Source organism: Mesorhizobium sp. NFR06 (assembly GCF_900115245.1).
GTDB lineage: Bacteria > Pseudomonadota > Alphaproteobacteria > Rhizobiales > Rhizobiaceae > Mesorhizobium.
Genome location: NZ_FOVT01000017.1, coordinates 46874 through 63715 on the forward strand (window position 1 = coordinate 46874; position 16842 = coordinate 63715).

Consider the following 16842-nt stretch of genomic DNA (forward strand, 5'->3'; position numbering starts at 1 on the left):
CGAGGATCTGACCGCCGACGAGCGACAGAACCACCGACTCGCCGGTCGCCGTGTCGGTCAGGCCCGAGGCCCCGCCAGGGGTCGAAAGCGCGTAGCTGACCGGCGTGGCGCCTTGCCCATCCGCTCCAAAAGTCGGCGTGAACTGGGCGGCAAAGCTCCCCGTCGCGTCGGTCGCCAGCGTGGTCTCGTCGACGGTTAAGGTCGGCGCATTAGTCGCACTTGCCGTGATCGTCGGCCCGTCATCGTCGAACTGGATCTGCGTGCCGGCAAACGCGCTCGCGGCCTGGCTGCTCAAGATCGTGAACCCGCCGATGTCGAGGGTGATGTTCGAACCCGCTCCCTTCACGGGTTGGACGTTTTCGATCAGCACCCGAGTGTGCGCGCTGGTGGTGGTGTAGCTGACAACATCCCCGTTCTTGACACCCGAGATGACCGCCGTATCGCCGTTGAGGTCTGCATTATTGACTACAACGCCATTGATCTTGACCTCTGTGATGTTGACCGGAGCGTCATCACCAAATCCGTCGACGAAACCTGTACCTGTTTCACCCGTAGCGCCGTCTGGATCATTGAAGGCGGAAATCTTGACTGTGACGACGTTACCGGTCGGATTGACTTGGGCGACCGTGAACGAGGCCGAGGTGACACCTGTGGTATAGCCGGTGAACTGGATATTGCCTTCGTGGTCGGCCTCCGTTGCGCTGAGACCTTCGGGCAAGTGCGGATCGGGGTTTGGGGCTACCGTGAAATCTTCAGCCGGATTATCCACGAAAGTGAAATTCATGCCATTGCCCGGCGCGAGATGCTGGCCGTTCACGCCAATCGTCGCGTGGGGGCCGGCCTGGCTGCTGCTGACCGTGTCGCCTGAATGGTCACTGTCCTCGGTGTTCGGGTCGGGGGAGCGCCCGGTCACCACGATGCCGCTGGTGCTGACGCCCGCGGGGTTGTTGCCGAACATCATGAACTCGTTGGCGCCCGATGGCGCATTGTCGAAGGAGAAGGTCGTTGACTGGATCGCCGCGACCTTGAGGTGGTTGTCGAGATTGACAGTGAAATCGTAAAGGTTGGCGTCCGTGTGCTTCAGCGGCTCGAAGAGCACGGTCCAGAACTTGCCGCCGGTGATCAATGAATTGGTCGTGGTCTCTTCGAGATAGACCGCAAACACTATGGCGCCGCTCGGATCCGCCAGCCCCCCGACGGTGCCCTCCCTGCCGAGGACGACGTTGTCGTTATTGGGGTCGGCGTAGAGGAAGATCTGCCTGCCCTCGAGGGTGAGAAGCCCGCTGGCATCCCCGTCGAGCGCACCGTTGGTCTCGTCGACGAAGCCGAGGCCATTGACGGTGAAACCCGAGTCAGGCGTGACGGTGAGATCATCGGTCCCGCCGCCTGCGATTTGAATTGCGCTCGCGAGGTTGACTCCCGCGTTGCTGAACGCGGTCGAGACATTCGACGGCACGTCGGCCAGCGCAACGTCATTATCCTGCAAGCCAGTCGTTTCGTCGATTTTCGTGCTTCCGAAAACATTGATGGTCAGTGCCATTGCCTGTTCCTCTCAAAGGTGCGACAGGCGCGTAATCAGCCCCAACGCTGGCAGCCGGTCGCATGGGCGCGCATGCACTGGACGAGCCAGCGCTGAGCGCCATCGTTAAAGGAAACTGGAGTGATGCTTTGGCTTTAGGGGGTAGAGGGTGTTGAGAGGGCCGCCGCGCCCCCGCTCCATGCCCCGTCAGGCATTTCTGGGGGGATGCGTCCTAAGCGCATCGGTGACGCACCAACGGCGGGCACCAAGGATCAATGATGAGGGCATACTCAACCCCGCCCCTCTTCCAACAGGCATTGACTGCCTGTACGCCTCCCGCTCACAACATGAGCACGAAAAGTTTACGCTTATTTGTGGAAAGTTCAAATCGGACTTTGCTTTTTAACATAAAGTGTAGATCGGAAATGGTCCCTCTAAGGTTGGGACTTTTGTCCCCTCGCCATTCGAACTGCTTGAAAATAAAAGAAAATAATATAGATCGTGCCAGTGGATTTGGGCCGTGAGACCTGCGGCAATGAATGAATAGGCCTATGCAGACGACGATTGCCATAGCACCAATGATGGATGGGACAGATAGATGAGTATTATCAGATAGTTGCCGGATGTGGTGTGCAAAAATCGCACACGAAAGTTCTGCTTCCCTTCTTTTTTCGTTCCCACGACAGAGCCGCCGACAGTCCTATTTGGACGCTCTTTTGCCGACGATATTGGTCGCTTCATCGCGGACGTTCGCTGCAATATCCGTGGGACGTAATGTCTGATGCGGCCTCCAATTCCCCTGGGGTTCCTGGAAGCTTTTCGAACTTTCTGGGTCGCGCCTCAGCCCGAATTGCGTGTGCTTATAGCGCAAATTGGGACACTAGAGTCGGCTTTGGGAGGAATTTGAGGAGACTTCAACCTTCTGGCGCCCGCGCTCACCCGGTCGTGAACGTCAGCGCAAACGTCCGATAGTTCACGTGCTAAACGACCGCTATGCGCCTCAATCCGGTCACGAAGGCAAGCTCTGGTTTCACCCGAAACCGCCCGAGTTCACCGACCGGTTTGCTGTTCAACGAGCTTCTCGTTCTTCATCTGCAAACGCAGAGTGCTCAGATTATGCTCCGTGCCCGGGGCTCTAGATTCCCAGAGCGATCCCATCTTTCCTCGGCTCCGACGCGCCGGTCAGAGTGCCGTTCTCCCAGTCGATGCGGATCGCTTGAGCGCCGCCGATCGGCTCTTCCGCCGGAGTAAAGGTGAAGCCTCGCCGTTCGAGCTCGGCCTTGGTCGAGCCGTCGATCGTGTGCTCTGCCTCGACTCTCGTCTCGTTGGATGTCGGCATTACACGCGGGAGATCGATCGCTTCCTGGAGGTCCATTCCGTAGTCGAGGACCTTGGAGATCAAATGGGCATGACCGAGCGCCAGATAGTAGCCGCCCATCACGTCACGAACTGGACCGAGCCGAAGAACAACATATAGATGATGAGCAGTTCCGGCACGCTGCGAACCAGCGTCGTGTAGCCGTCCACGAAATAGGTCAGCGGACGCACCCGCCCCACTTGACGAGGCCGCAAATCACGCCGACGACGAAGCCGGCGACGTGAAACCGCAAACTGCCTTCTTCGACGCTAGCGTCGGGCCAGACATAAGCCGGCAGGTCCTTCTTGCTGACGATCTCGTTGGGACGCGCGGCCAAGGCTGCCAGATATCGAAAGAGCGTGTGCCGAGACCAACAGGCGGCCTTGTCGCAGCAGGAGCCTCTCGCCCGTCACGAGCGTAAAGGGGCCAAACGATATCCTGTCGCTCGTCTCCGCGGCTGGCGAAATCACGGCGTCAGTCTTCATCGCATCCTGTCTGATGGCTGGGACAGACATTGGTTCGAAATCCAAGGTCTATGTCGCTGAGAGTTCGATTTCGTCGTTCCGAGCGACGACCTTGAGGCAGGATGTGATAGCGGCCCGTTTCCAAGATGTGCGGCTGCTGGCGAGCGCTAACACCCCATCATAGTGCATAACGGGCACTCCAGGCGACCCTCCTCTATGTTTCGAAGCAGCAAGAACTTCTGCTGACGCTCGGGGAGAATGATCATGCCTGCATTGTCATCATCGCTCATGCGGTGAAGCCTGCTTGGCCACAGGCCTTTCAGCCAGCTTGCGCCCCGCCGACAGCGACGCCGCGCCCGATTTTCCCGGTATCTTTTGCAAGGAACACAGCCCGCATGACCCAATCTACAAAACTACTGTACACAGCCAAGGTCCGCACCACGGGCGGCAGGGACGGCGCGTCGCGCAGTTCCGACGGTCGACTTGACATCAGGCTTTCGACGCCTGGCGGCCCCGGCGGCGGCACCAATCCGGAACAGCTGTTCGCAGCCGGCTGGTCGGCCTGTTTCGAAGGTGCGATCGCAATCGCCGCCCGCAAGATGAACATCATGTTGCCGGCCGGTCCCGCCATCGATGCGGAAGTGGATCTGAACGTTGCCGACGGCGGGTTCTTCCTCAGCGCACGCCTCAATGTCAGCCTCCCCGGGCTCGAGCGCGACGTTGCTCGGACCCTTGTGGACGCAGCGCATCAGACCTGCCCCTACTCGAAGGCTGCGCGCGGCAACATCGAAGTCGCAATCAACCTGGTCTAGCCAGCCGATCGCATTGATCAATCAAGCGGGACCACTCCCGGCAGAATGTCATTTACAAAAAAGGCGGTGCACCAATGAACGCAGTGAGAATCCCAGAAAGAATCGACCATCAGCGTCGTCACCTCTTCGGCGTCGCTGCCGCGACGGTCGCGGCAGCGCAGTTCGGCGCGATCGGAATCGCGAGAGCGCAGGGCGGCGGGGCGGAAAGGACCGCTTCCCGCACGCTGAAGTCACACGTCTCGTTCTCCTCGATGAAGCAGACCGACGCGGGTCCGCTGAGCGTCGGATATGCCGAGAGCGGTCCTGCGGACGGCCCCCCGGTCGTCCTCCTGCACGGATGGCCCTACGACATCTACAGCTACGTCGGTGTCGCGCCGCTGCTGGCAGACGCAGGATACAGGGTCATCGTGCCATATCTGCGCGGTTACGGCTCGACGCGGTTCTTGTCGGACGCAACGCCCAGGAATGGTCAGCAGGCGGCGCTCGCGTGTGACATCGTTGACCTGATGGATGCGCTGAAGATCCAGAAAGCGGTCATCGCGGGCTATGACTGGGGCGCGAGGACGGCCAACATCATCGCCGCGCTCTGGCCTCAGCGCTGCAAGGCCATGGTGTCCGTCAGCGGCTATCTCATCGGCAGTCAGGCGGCGAACCGGGCGCCGCTGCCGCCGAAGGCCGAATTGCAATGGTGGTATCAATATTACTTCGCCACCGAGCGGGGACGAGCCGGCTACGAGAAATACACCCGGGATTTCGCCCGCCTCATCTGGGAGCTTGCCTCCCCGAAATGGGCTTTCGACGACGCCACCTTCGAACGCTCCGCTGCCGCGTTCGGCAACCCCGACCACGTCGCTATCTCGATCCACAACTATCGCTGGCGGCTCGGTCTGGCATCGGGCGAGGCAAAATATGATGACTTGGAAAAGAAGCTGGCGACATTTCCGGAGATCGGTGTGCCGACGATTACGATGGAAGGCGACGCAAACGGCGCGCCGCATCCCGATCCGGCGACCTACGCCAAGAAATTCTCCGGCAAATACGAACACAGGCTGATCTCGGGCGGCATTGGCCACAACCTGCCGCAGGAGGCCCCGCAGGCCTTTGCGCGGGCGGTCATCGACGTCGACAAGTTGTGACGTCCTGTCAGCGGAGTTCTCCGATGAAACTTACCTACCTTCTATCGTGCGCGGGTGCGGTCCTTGCGTTGTCAGGCCTAGCAGCGGTGGCCGTGGCAAACGACGATGCCAAGCCGAAGGCGGCATCGCCGATCTATGGCGTAACGATCCCCGATGGATATCGGCAATGGGAACTGGTCGCTCCGGCCCAGGAAGCAGAGCCCCTGAACGAGCTTAGAGCGGTCCTCGGCAACGACGTGGCGATGAAGGCATACCGCGACGCAACGTTGCCGTTCCCTGACGGGACTATCCTCGCAAAGCTTGCCTGGAAACATATCCAATCGCCCGAGTTCGAATCCGCCTCCATTCCCGGCGCCGCCACGACCGTACAGATCATGGTCAAGGATTCGAAGAAATACGCCACCACCGGCGGATGGGGATTCGGCAGATTCGTCGACGGCATACCGGCTGACGAAGCCCAGCATGAAACCTGCTTCGCCTGTCATCAGGCGCGCGTCCAGGGACATGACTACGTCTTCACGCGGTATGCGCCCTAGCGGCCGATCTCGGGAAGCTGGAAGAACTCGAGAGATGCCGCGGGCTAAGCATTCATCGGCCCGCCGCAGGTTCAGCCAAGTAACCACTGAAATATCTCCGTTTTTAGCCTTTCTCCCATCGCAATGAGACAGCACCGATCAAATCGAAAGGAAACACGAGATGAAAAAACTGCTGGCAGGATTTACAATCGCCATGGCCGCATTCGGCAGCGCTTACGCGCAGCCGGCAAAGACCGCCGCCGTTATGCCCGTTATCGTTCTGGTTCACGGCGCGTTCGCCGACGCTTCGAGCTGGAACGGCGTCGTCAAAATCCTCGAGAAGGATGGCTATCCCGTTGTGGCTGCTGCCAATCCCTTGCGGGGTGTCGCCAGTGACGCGCAATACGTGGCCGATATTGTCTCCGGCATTGCATCGCCTGTCGTCCTGGTCGGCCATTCCTATGGCGGCTCGGTCATCAGCGAAACCGCTGACCGCCACGCCAACGTCAAGGCGTTAGTCTATGTTGCTGCGTTTGCACCGGACGTCGGCGAGACGGCCGCCGGGCTTTCAGGCAAGTTTCCAGGCAGCACGCTTGCACCCACTCTTGCTCCGCCAGTTCCGCTTTCAGGCGGAGGGAAGGATCTCTACATCCAGCAGGAGAAGTTCCACGACCAGTTCGCGGCAGACGTTTCCGGCGCCGAGGCAAAGCTGATGGCCGCCACGCAGCGACCCATCACGGAAGCGGCCCTGAACGAAGCCCAGACCGCGGCGGCTTGGAAGAAGATTCCGAGCTGGTTCATCTATGGCGGCAGGGACAAGAACATCCCGCCGGAAGCTTCGGCCTTCATGGCCGAGCGGGCTCACTCGCGGGAAACCGTTGTAATCAAGGGCGCCTCACATGTGGTGATGGTGTCGAATCCTGAACCTGTCGCGCGGCTGATCGAAAAGGCCGCTACGGAGGCATTGCGATGAAAGGTGCCGTGATGAACCGATGGCGGACCGGACGTCATCGAGTCCAAGGATGCGTTCGAGCCAATGCCAAGTCCGGGAGACGCTCTGGTTGAAGTGGCATCGGCTGGGGTGAACTTCATGGCCACGGGCGTGAATGATCCCCCGTGGCTCGGGCTACTTTCGTGCCGATTCCATTGCCAGCTAAACTCTATGTCAGCCGAACTGGGCGCTCTCACATAGCAGATCAGGAGTTGTTGAAGTGCCGAAGACCACGATTGCCGATCTTTTTGCGGATACGCTTCATCTTGCCGGCGTGGAACGCATCTATGGGGTCGTCGGCGACAGCCTCAACGGCATCACCGACAGCCTGCGCCGTCGCGGGCAGATCGAATGGGTCCATGTCCGCGATGAGGAGGCGGCGGCCTTCGCCGCCGGCGCCGAGGCGCAGCTTACCGGCAGGCTCGCGGCCTGTGCCGGATCGTGCGGACCCGGCAACATGCATCTGATCAACGGGCTCTACGACTGCAACCGCACCCGCGTGCCTGTGTTGGCGATCGCGGCGCAGGTGCCAAGCGGCGAGATCGGTTCCAACTATTTCCAGGAGACCCGGCCCGAGGCGCTGTTCCGGGAATGCAGCGTTTACTGCGAGACGATCAGCAACGCGGACCAGATGCCACGAACGCTGGACACGGCGATCCGCGCGGCAGTCGGGCATAGAGGCGTGTCAGTCGTCGCCATTTCCGGCGACGTGGCGCTGCGTACGGCGACAGGACTGCGTGCGCGCTCGGTCGGAGCTCTTCTTCCGTCGGCGACGTCGGTCGAACCGGATGTCGAGAGTCTGGCACAACTTGCGACCTTGCTGAACGACGCCGGCCGCGTGACGACCCTGGCCGGCCGGGTGCAAAACCGCCCATCCCCAGTTGCTGAAGATCGCAGAAGCGCTAAAGGCGCCGATCGTCCACGCGCTCGGCGGCAAGGAGTTTGTCGAATATGACAATCCCTATGACGTCGGAATGACCGGCCTCATCGGTTTCTCCTCGGGCTACGACGCGATGATGGGATGCGACACGCTGCTCCTGCTCGGCACGGACTTTCCCTATCGCCAGTTTTTTCCGACGAACGCGAAAGTCGCGCAGATCGATCTGCGCCCAGAAAATCTCGGTCGCCGTACCGGGATCGATCTCGGTCTCGTCGGTGACGTCGGCGCCACCATCGAGGCTTTGCTGCCGCTTCTGAAGCCCGCTCAAGATGGCAAGTTCCTGAAGACCGCGCTGGAGGACTATGCCAATGCGCAAGGGGCTGGATGAGCTGGCGCAGGGGAAAGCCGGTAGCGGCGTGATCCATCCCCAGCATGTCGCCCGGGTCATCAGCGAGCTTGCGAGCGACGACGCCGTTTTCACCTGGGACGTCGGTACGCCGACCGCCTGGGCGGTACGCTATCTCAAGATGAATGGTCGCCGACGCCTGCTTGGCTCGTTCAATCATGGATCGATGGCGAACGCGCTGCCGCAAGCGATCGGCGCGCAGGCTGCCTACCCGCTGCGTCAGGCCGTGACACTGTCGGGCGATGGTGGCCTGGCTATGTTGATGGGCGAATTGCTGTCGCTGCGGCAACTGAAACTACCGGTCAAGATTGTCGTGTTCAACAATGGAACGCTCGGATTCGTGGAGTTGGAGATGAAGGCCGCTGGCCTTATCGAAACTGGCGTGGCACTCGACAACCCCGACTTCGCCGCAATGGCGAGGGCGATCGGTCTTATATGGGGTTCGCGTCACCGATCCCCGGGATGTGGAGGCTGGAATGCGCGAAGTGCTCGCCCATCCAGGGCCGGCTCTGCTGGACGCCGTGACCGCTCGGACCGAACTCTCCATGCCGCCGAAACTCACGCTCGAGCAGATGAAGGGGTTCAGCCTCTACATGGCCAAAGCCATTATCAGCGGGCGCGGAGACGAAGTGATAGAACTAGGCAAGACCAATGCCGGACTGCTGCGGCAGCTATTCCAGACCTGACCGCCCCTCAGGCGCCGATGACCCGGCCCGGTCTGAGCGACTTCTTATCTCCTTTGATTGAGGCGTGGCCGACGACCTTTCACCCCACGACGCGACGAGGCATGCACCACTGGACCAAGGGCAAACGCCCAGGTGTGAGGGCGTAATCGACCCTGGGTGGACTACCGCAAAGACTGTAGGAGATATCAGCCCGTCGGCCTCCAGCTCATCAGGCTGGTTGGTCAGCATGTTCTGAGTAATGCATTTGGGTCCTGCCTGCGTTCGCCGAAACGACGGGACGCGTAGGTTCCTACTTGATGGACCGCATATCAGATGGCATCTCTCGTTACAGCACGACAAAACCGGAGCGAATGACAACCCACTCTTGGCCTGACCCGGCGAACCTGCCAGCCCTCGGTACCGCAAGGTCCCGGCATGAAATTGATCCTTCCTTCGGACAATCCGACCGGGCAGGCGAGGGGAGTTGAAGTTCAAGGCTCCGCGATCAGCAACGGCTAGATGCAATGGAACGGGCGTCTACACTTTCGGCGATCGCGTCAACCATCTGCTCACCGGCAAAGTCACCATGGCCGAAGCACAGGATGCAGGTCCTCGCTGAAGCATGCGGCCATGGAGTGTGTTCCCTATGAAGCGGCTGCTCGATCAGCGCAACGATCGGAAAGCCGCCCGGACTTCCCGGGTGAAGATTTCCGGCTGCTCCCATGCCGCGAAATGTCCGCCGTTTTCGGCTTTGCTGAAGTAGACGAGGTTGTGATAACAGCGCTCGGCCCAACTGCGCGGCGCGCAATAGATCTCGCCGGGGAAGACGGTCACCGCCACGGGCATCTTCGCGATGTCGACGGCATTGAAATTGTTGGAATGGTCCTCCCAATAAATCTGCGCGGCGGAGGTTCCGGACGCCGTGAGCCAATAGAGCGAAATGTCATCGAGCATCTCGTCCCTCGTCAAGACCCGCTCCGGTTTGCCGCCGCTATAGGTCCATTGAGCGAACTTCTCGTAGATCCATGCGGCGAGGCCGACAGGAGAATCCACCAGCGAATAGCCGATGGTCTGCGGTCGCGTGACCATCATGCTAGCGTAGGCGGAGCTATCCTTGTAGAAGGTGTCGAGTGCGTCGAAGGCCGCACTTTCGTCTTCGGACAGGTCGCTCGGGGCTGGTCCACCGGCGGCGAGGATGGACGCAATTTCCTTCGGAACGGTCGCCGGCATATTGACGTGGATACCAATCAGTCCGGGCACATTTTGAAGCGCCATGCGCTGAGAGATCACCGAACCGCAGTCTCCGCCCTGCGACACGTATCGGTCGTATCCCAGCCGCTGCATCAGCACGGCCCAGGCCCGGCCGATCTGGTTGGAGCCCCAGCCCGTCTTCGACGGTTTCCCGGAAAACCCGAAGCCGGGGATCGAGGGCACGACGACATGGAAGGCGTCCTCGGCAACCCCGCCATGTGCGGTTGGATTCGGCGAGTGGGCCGATGACCTTCATGAATTCCAGGATCGAGCCGGGCCAGCCGTGCGTCATGATCATCGGCATTGCGTTGTCGTGAGGCGAACGAATGTGGATGAATTGGATGTCGAGGCCATCGATCTCGGTGACGAACATAGGCAGATCGTTCAGCCGCGTCTCGACCTTTCGCCAGTCGTAATCGGTCATCCAGTAGCGAACGAGTTCCTGCAGCTTTGCCAGCTGCACGCCTTGGGATTGATCCGCGACCGTCTCCCGATGCGGCCAACGGGTTGCGGCCAGGCGCCGGCGAAGATCGACGATTACCTCTTGCGGGATGTTGACCGGAACGGCCGGACCGCTTGTGCCGCAGCAGTCTCAGCCAGGGCAGATGAGAGGGTGATCGGGCTCCCTATCGCCGAGGCGGCGAACAGCACAGAGGCTGAATTGGCAAGAAACGCACGTCGGTTGGTTTCACAGTTACGTCCTGACATGAGGCATCCTATTGAATTTGTTAAATAATCGAGGGGGAATAGTTGTCCCCCCCCCTTCGGAGAGAAGGGGGGAGGGTGCGAATGTTCGATACGTGATGAACGGGCGATCCTGGCACCGTTAATCCGATCATCCGCTTGTCAGGACGCTTACATTCCCCAGATGCCCTGGCCGTAGCTGTCCGCAGGGTTATAGGGCGAGCTCTCCGGCGTTTTCTGGATCGCGTTCTTCGCGGTCCGCTTGATGGAAGCCGGGTACGACCTGTCTATCGAGCCGACGGTAGGCTGCCAGTAGCTCGAGCCATAGTGATCGCTTCCCGCGAAAGCGTTGCCGGTAACAACGATGAATGCCACTGCGGCAAATGCGATGGTCTTCATTTCAGTTCTCCTGTTCCAGATAGGGTCCGTCAGGCGACGTGCTTGGGAGGATACGTCGTTCGGACAGTTGCGATTTGGGAAGCCCGTGCGGCCATTTCCAGAGACAGAAACAATGTCTAACGCCCACTAACATCGATAAATGTCGATCGTTATTGAGATGATGAAAAGGTGGTATGCCGAGTTAGAACTATTGATTAATGGTATTGCGTCGGTATAATCTTACACGATCTCGCATCGTGCTCTTGGATCATCACGACGACACTATCGTCTGGCAAGCAAAGCGTGCGCCTCTATATGACCAGTACGATCAGGCGGAGTCGTTTGGCGCCAGGCAGGAAGTGCGTCATGAACATCGCGCGTGCCTGTCTCATATCATGGTGGCTAACGCCGCCTAACTGGCGGTGAACGCTGGACCTGTCACTCTCGGGTGAATCAAGGAACTGGGTGGCCGCTGATGATCAGCGTGATCCACCACAATGACTTGCGGTAAAGCTCGGTGAGATCAGAGACGCGTCATGAACAAGAATGAACTGCTGCCTTCGGAAGCGCTGTGCGTAAAAAGGGTGCGTGCTGCCGAGAACGCCCGCAACACCGGCGATCTCGATGCGGTGGTGTTGAGCAACACCTTTGATTGCCAATGGCGAAACCGAGTTGATTTCATCTGGGGCCGCGAACAGATTCGGACATTTCTCAGCCGGAAATGGCGGCGCGAAATCGAGCACCGGGTGATCAACGAACTCTGGGCGTGGAGCAGCCGGCGTGTTGCGATCCGCTTCTCATGCGAGTTTCGCGACGACAGCGGGACATGGTTTCGTGTCTACGGAAATGAAAACTGGGAGTACGACGACACTGGTTTGGTGAGCCGACGCTTCACGGGCGCCAACGAACATCCTATCCATGAACACGAGCGCGCGCTTCGGTGGCCGCTTGGCGCTCGGCCGGCCGACTATCCCTCGCTGGCTGAGTTGGGCCTTTGAAGCCTCTCTCTCGGAAGGGGGAACCTGTTTCGGAAAATCAAGAACCCGGAGCGCGCGGAGCGAATTTGGAAGATCGCGACGCGCTTTGGGTGGATTCCGATTGCTGATCGGTTCACGATGTCACTTCGGACATGCTCGTTAAATCCTGCCCACGCGTCTCAGGCAGGAAGATCGTCACCAACAGGACAAGGCCATATGCGTAGGTTGCGTATATTCCTATCGCGTGGCCGACGCTGATACTGGCGGCACTGCTACCGATCAGCAAAGGTGTCGCGCCGGCCATGGCTCGTCCAAAATTGTAGCAAAAACCCAATCCGGACCCCCGGATTTCAGTCGGATAAAGTTCTGTCAGGACCGGGCCGATCGCGCTGAACATTCCCAACGCGAAAAATCCGAGAGGGAAGCTCAAAAGCAGCAATCCGAAATTTGACGGGTGAAGTTCGGTGCAGGCAAGTACCGCAAGCGTGCCGCCCAGCGCGAAACTAGCCAATGTCGCCTTTCGCCCCATGCGGTCGCCAAGCCAGGCGCTGGACACATATCCAAAGAACGAAGCGATTGCGACGGTCGCCAGATATGCACTGGTCGCTGTCGTCGAAAGTCCGTACTCGGAACGAAGCATCACTGGCCACCAAGTCGCGATCGCCCAATAGCCGCTATGCATCCCTGTCGCGAGAAGGCTTCCCTTGATGGTCGCCGCTGCCATCGATCGCGAGAAAATCGCGTGCCAGGACGATCGCGGTCCTGCTTTCAAGAAAGCTTCCGATTCCTTGAGCCTGGTTCGGTAGACATAGACGAGTATTGCCGGCACGAACCCGACAATAAATGTGATCCGCCATCCGAAATCGGGTGGGGCGAGGGCAAGCACGACGGCCGATGTTGCCGCAGCCATGCCCCATCCCACCGCCCAGGCGCTCTGGACCATTCCCACCGCTCTGCCCCGAATCTGCGGGGCAACGACCTCCGCAACGAACACGACGCTGGCGGCCCACTCCCCTCCGAAGCCGAGCCCCTGAAGCAAGCGTGCGACCAGCAGTTGACCGAAGTTGTCGGCAAGGCCGCAAAGGCATGTTGAGATCGCGAGCCAAAGGATTGTAATTTTCAGTATGCGGATACGGCCAATCTTGTCCGCAAGCAGCCCGGTGATCCATCCGCCTGCCGCGGAAGAGACCAGGGTTGCGGAGGCAAGGAGTCCGGCTTCGGTATGGCTAAGACCCCATGCTGTCAGGAGCACGGGCAACACGAACGCGTAGAGCTGAACATCCATCGCATCCAGACTGAAGCCCGCGAACGAAGTCCAAAATGCTCGCCGAGCATTCCCGTCCAACATCTGGTACCATTGCGCCTTCATGTCGTGTTGGCTCCGTCGCCCGATCTCCATCGCTCGACCGGCATGCCCGCGATGGCCTCTCAAACCGAATTTTCTGGAGGCGCCGCTGGCGCCGGGTCAACGCTTGGCGAGTTCGAGCGAGAGCTTCCGTCGGAGCTGTTCTCGATACCTGCCTGATCTGAATCAAGCAGCGCCTTCAGAAGCAAATCTGACGCGCGCAAGTCAGCGGTATCGAAACCTTCGGAAAAGGCCTCGCGTAGGGGCGTCAGCAGAGCAAGCGCCTCGGCCCGGCGATGATCCATCCACAGGCGTGCCAGGTCGATGGCGCTTCTCAATTCCCAGGAACGGGCTCCCTGGCGCCGGCCCCATGCAAGCGAGTCGAGAAGCAATGTCTCGATTTCGCTCGTGCTGTTCCCGGCAGCGGACTGCAAGACTTTCGCCTTGATCCGGAGCAGTTCGGGCATCGCCAACAGCTCGCCATTTCTGTTGCAACGGTCGATTGTTGCGTTCACCAGTTCAAGCGCTTCCCCAAATCGGCCTTCCAGCATAAGACCTTGCGTCAGCGCGGTCGAAAAGCTTGTCGTCAACAGCTCGTATCGGGCGGAGCGCAACCGAGCAATGCTTTCCTCGATCCAGCCCAATGCTTCCTGCGGCCTTTCCTGCTGAACGGCCAGTTCTCCCCTGAATCCGCCGGATGCGGCGATATAGGGCCCAAGTGCATTCACTTCGGCAGAACCGGCAAACGCCCTGAGGCTTGCTTCCGCCTTCTCGTGGTCGCCGGTCCAGATGTAGACCGAAAGCGTCCAGATAAGCGCAATGCAATGGGTGACGGGATGCTCCAGGCTGGCAGCCTCTTGCACTGTCTGCCCGGCAATGCGCCGCGCCTGATCTGCATATCCTTGCAGCCACAGCGTGCGGGCGAGCGCAATGCCGGATCGGTTTCGGTGATCGAATCCGTAGTAGATCGTGCGGCCGCGATCGGAAGGGGTGCTCTGTTGCAACGACAGCTCCAGTTCGCTGCGGGCAAGCGGTTGATCTCCTGCCAATTGGTGAGAAATGCCAGCGAGCGAGGCAGCGACCGCGATTGCCTCCGGTTCGCCGATCTCATTGGCAATCTTCACAGCCATCTCGGCCCAGTCGAGGGCGGTCTTGAAGTCGCCGATTCGCTCATGAAAAATATGCAGGCGGCCGAGCAGCCTCAGTTGGCTCCACCGATCGGCCAAGGCAATCGCAATGTCGAGGCCGCGACGCAGCGCGGCTTCGGCTGCTTCACTGTTCCCCCGCGCGAACATAAGCGAAAGACCGAGGGCGGCCTGCAATTCAAGCTCGACAGAGGCACCCTGATAACGATCCTGATCCGCAAGATGCGCAATCGCCCGCGCGCACCAGGTCCTGCACTCAACGAGAAGCGAGAGGGTCAGAAATACCGGCGCGCTAGCGGCAGCCAGAGGCACTCCGATGGAAAGATCGCCGCCGGTGCCAAAACTCCAGTCCAGGGCGCTGCGGATGTTCGCCAATTGTTGGGAGAACCTCGCTGCGCCATCGTGAAATTTTTGTTCCGAGCGTCCCGCCTCGTCGAGCTCTTTAAGAAAGAACGTCGCATGCCGCCGCGCTACGGTGCTGAACTCCTCCCCGCCTCGGGCGAGAAGTTTCTCTCTGGCATAGGCCCGCGTCATCTCCAGCAGTCGATAGGAGCTTGCGCCTCCCGAACGGTTTGGTGAAATCAGGGATTTGGCTGTAAGTTCATCCAGCGCTGCGACAGCCGCATCGGCGTTGACGGTCTCGTCGGCAACGACATCCAACGCAGCGTCGATCGAGAACGATCCCAGAAAAATCGAGAGCCGTTCGAGCGTCCGGCGCTCGGCGTCAGGAAGAAGATCATAGCTCCAGTCAAGTGTCGCCTGTAGCGTTTGCTGACGTGGCAGCGCGGTGCGGCGCCCTGTCCAGCCAAGACTGAACCGTTCTCCCAATAGTCTTGCTGTCGCATCCAGTCCGTGGGCGGCCACCCTGACCGCCGTCAGCTCGATTGGCAGCGCCATTCCGTCCAGCCGGCGGCACACATCTGCGATCAATCGGGCGGTATCGGCATCTATCACAAGCGCACTGTTGCCCGCAGCCGCGCGTTCGACAAACAACTTCACCGCCGGATACGCAAGAAGCTGATCCAGGGAGAGGCCAGCCGTCTCAGCTGGGTAATCCAGAGAACCCAGCCAGTGCACATGCTCTCCGCGAACGCGGAGCGGTTCCCGGCTGGTCGCAAGGATATTAACGTTCGGGGCGGCTTCGCTTATACGTTCGACAATGGCCGATACCGCATTGATCAGATGCTCGCAATTGTCCAGGATGAGCAGCAGTTTTTGCGCGCGGATATGACCCAGGATCACTGTCATCGCGTCCTCAGCCTGCACAAGAATTTCGAGCGCTCCGGCTAGCGCCGAAGATACGAGTGCTGGATCTTCAATCGTCCCCAGGTCGACGAAGCTCACCTTGTTCGCATAGCGGGGTAACAGGGCATGTCCGATCTCCACCGCAAGCGTTGTCTTTCCCACCCCCGCAGCGCCGACAATTGTGAACAGCTTTGCATCTGCTATCCGATCCGTCAGCAACTGGACGTCACGTTCGCGTCCGATCACGCGCGAGAGCCGCGGCGGAAGCTTTCCGATAGGACCAGGCTCATATCCTGGACGGTATTCCGTCGAGCCGTCGCGCGGCGCGAATGATAACGATCCATTGAGCGGTTGCGGCTGAACCGGCGCGACGAAGGCGTAACCCACTCCGACCTGGGTGGCGATGTAGCGGGCGCCGTCCTCACCGTCGCCCAGGATCTTGCGCAGACCCGCCATATGAAAGCGCAGGCTCCCGTCCTCTACGACAACATCTGGCCATATGCGTTTGAGCAGCTCACGTTTGGACACGACCCGACCAGGCTGCTCCGCAAGTGCGATGAGGAGGTCGAGTGAGCGCCCGCCGATATCGACCGGAATCCCCTCCTTGGTCAGCAAGCGTTCGCCGGGCGTGAGGCAAAACGGGCCGAACGCTATGCGGCCGACCCACGTGGCGGAGGGAGTGTCATCCATGGCCCGTCGCCTTTCTTGAGCTCGATCGATCCAAGCCGCTCGATTGCCTGAGCTTTAAGGGTTGTGCCGAATATCCCGACTTTTCAAAATAGATGGCGGCTGAAAAGGTGTTCATCGGCGAGGTGATGTCGCTGCGTATCCTTGCGCATATGTCAGCGATCAGCCGACATCCGGTTTCTTCCGTCTGCTTTGTTCGAAAGCCGGCTCCCGAAGAAGACCAGCGCTGATGATAGAGTGGCCGCCACCGTGACGAAGGCCGTGTCGCGCCGAACATCGCCAGAAACGCTATTGTCGCAAGGCGCCCGATCTCATAGGCATATACTGCCAAGGTTGCGCGTAAGCCGCAGCGACTGCTCGAGCATGATCCAATTCCTTAGGTTGG

At 59.9% G+C, this 16842-nt stretch carries 11 protein-coding genes and 2 pseudogenes; 6 read left to right on the plus strand and 7 right to left on the minus strand.

Annotation, left to right across the window (positions count from 1 at the left end):
• The 3 genes from F3H96_RS30670 to F3H96_RS31650 all read right to left on the minus strand — a co-directional run.
• Window positions 1-1540 (minus strand): DUF5801 repeats-in-toxin domain-containing protein (locus F3H96_RS30670; RefSeq protein WP_244620138.1); only part of this gene is annotated, 1540 nt, incomplete at its 3' end.
• Between the two features lie 1114 nt (window positions 1541-2654).
• Complete coding sequence (locus F3H96_RS24710; protein WP_244620139.1) at window positions 2655-2957, minus strand: gamma-glutamyltransferase; 303 nt, start codon at window positions 2955-2957, stop codon at window positions 2655-2657.
• A 97-nt stretch (window positions 2958-3054) separates the two neighbouring features.
• Window positions 3055-3213, minus strand: a complete 159-nt coding sequence (locus F3H96_RS31650; RefSeq protein ID WP_348530085.1) for a hypothetical protein — start codon at window positions 3211-3213, stop codon at window positions 3055-3057.
• 522 nt (window positions 3214-3735) lie between these two features.
• On the opposite strand from F3H96_RS31650, the gene F3H96_RS24720 reads away from it, so the two are divergent.
• The 5 genes and pseudogenes from F3H96_RS24720 (at window position 3736) to poxB (ending at window position 8766) form a co-directional block, all read left to right on the plus strand.
• Entirely contained in the window at window positions 3736-4152 is a 417-nt protein-coding gene (locus tag F3H96_RS24720; RefSeq protein ID WP_149804303.1) for an organic hydroperoxide resistance protein, read from the plus strand.
• 89 nt (window positions 4153-4241) lie between these two features.
• Complete coding sequence (locus F3H96_RS24725; RefSeq protein WP_149804351.1) at window positions 4242-5288, plus strand: alpha/beta hydrolase; 1047 nt, start codon at window positions 4242-4244, stop codon at window positions 5286-5288.
• Window positions 5289-5311: 23 nt separating this feature from the next.
• The gene (locus tag F3H96_RS24730) at window positions 5312-5824 is read left to right on the plus strand and encodes a cytochrome P460 family protein (protein WP_149804304.1); all 513 of its coding nucleotides are present in this window, start codon (window positions 5312-5314) and stop codon (window positions 5822-5824) included.
• A gap of 193 nt (window positions 5825-6017) precedes the next feature.
• The gene (locus tag F3H96_RS24735) at window positions 6018-6776 is read left to right on the plus strand and encodes an alpha/beta hydrolase (RefSeq protein ID WP_244620141.1); all 759 of its coding nucleotides are present in this window, start codon (window positions 6018-6020) and stop codon (window positions 6774-6776) included.
• 238 nt (window positions 6777-7014) lie between these two features.
• Window positions 7015-8766, plus strand: a pseudogene (gene poxB / locus F3H96_RS24740) (ubiquinone-dependent pyruvate dehydrogenase).
• A 642-nt stretch (window positions 8767-9408) separates the two neighbouring features.
• Here poxB and F3H96_RS24745 read toward each other — a convergent pair.
• Window positions 9409-10704, minus strand: a pseudogene (locus F3H96_RS24745) (epoxide hydrolase).
• Between the two features lie 147 nt (window positions 10705-10851).
• On the minus strand, window positions 10852-11079 hold the full coding sequence (locus F3H96_RS24750; protein ID WP_149804306.1) for a DUF680 domain-containing protein: 228 nt from the start codon (window positions 11077-11079) through the stop codon (window positions 10852-10854).
• 515 nt (window positions 11080-11594) lie between these two features.
• On the opposite strand from F3H96_RS24750, the gene F3H96_RS24755 reads away from it, so the two are divergent.
• Window positions 11595-12056 carry a DUF1348 family protein gene (locus F3H96_RS24755; RefSeq protein WP_149804307.1) on the plus strand — a complete coding sequence of 154 codons (462 nt, stop codon included), beginning with the start codon at window positions 11595-11597 and terminating at the stop codon, window positions 12054-12056.
• 112 nt (window positions 12057-12168) lie between these two features.
• Here the strand turns inward: F3H96_RS24755 and F3H96_RS24760 are convergent, their stop codons facing one another.
• On the minus strand, window positions 12169-13404 hold the full coding sequence (locus F3H96_RS24760) for an MFS transporter (RefSeq protein ID WP_149804308.1): 1236 nt from the start codon (window positions 13402-13404) through the stop codon (window positions 12169-12171).
• A 59-nt stretch (window positions 13405-13463) separates the two neighbouring features.
• A complete protein-coding gene (locus tag F3H96_RS24765; RefSeq protein WP_149804309.1) occupies window positions 13464-16460 on the minus strand; it encodes a winged helix-turn-helix domain-containing protein in 2997 nt (998 codons plus the stop codon).
• Window positions 16461-16842 lie beyond the last annotated feature (382 nt).

Coding starts and splice junctions, on each gene's coding strand:
- F3H96_RS24710 (WP_244620139.1), bottom strand. CDS start 2,957: ATGGGCGGCTACTATCTGGCGCTCGGTCATGCCCATTTGATCTCCAAG.
- F3H96_RS24720 (WP_149804303.1), top strand. CDS start 3,736: ATGACCCAATCTACAAAACTACTGTACACAGCCAAGGTCCGCACCACG.
- F3H96_RS24765 (WP_149804309.1), bottom strand. CDS start 16,460: ATGGATGACACTCCCTCCGCCACGTGGGTCGGCCGCATAGCGTTCGGC.
- F3H96_RS24755 (WP_149804307.1), top strand. CDS start 11,595: ATGAACAAGAATGAACTGCTGCCTTCGGAAGCGCTGTGCGTAAAAAGG.
- F3H96_RS24750 (WP_149804306.1), bottom strand. CDS start 11,079: ATGAAGACCATCGCATTTGCCGCAGTGGCATTCATCGTTGTTACCGGC.
- F3H96_RS24735 (WP_244620141.1), top strand. CDS start 6,018: ATGGCCGCATTCGGCAGCGCTTACGCGCAGCCGGCAAAGACCGCCGCC.
- F3H96_RS24730 (WP_149804304.1), top strand. CDS start 5,312: ATGAAACTTACCTACCTTCTATCGTGCGCGGGTGCGGTCCTTGCGTTG.
- F3H96_RS24760 (WP_149804308.1), bottom strand. CDS start 13,404: ATGAAGGCGCAATGGTACCAGATGTTGGACGGGAATGCTCGGCGAGCA.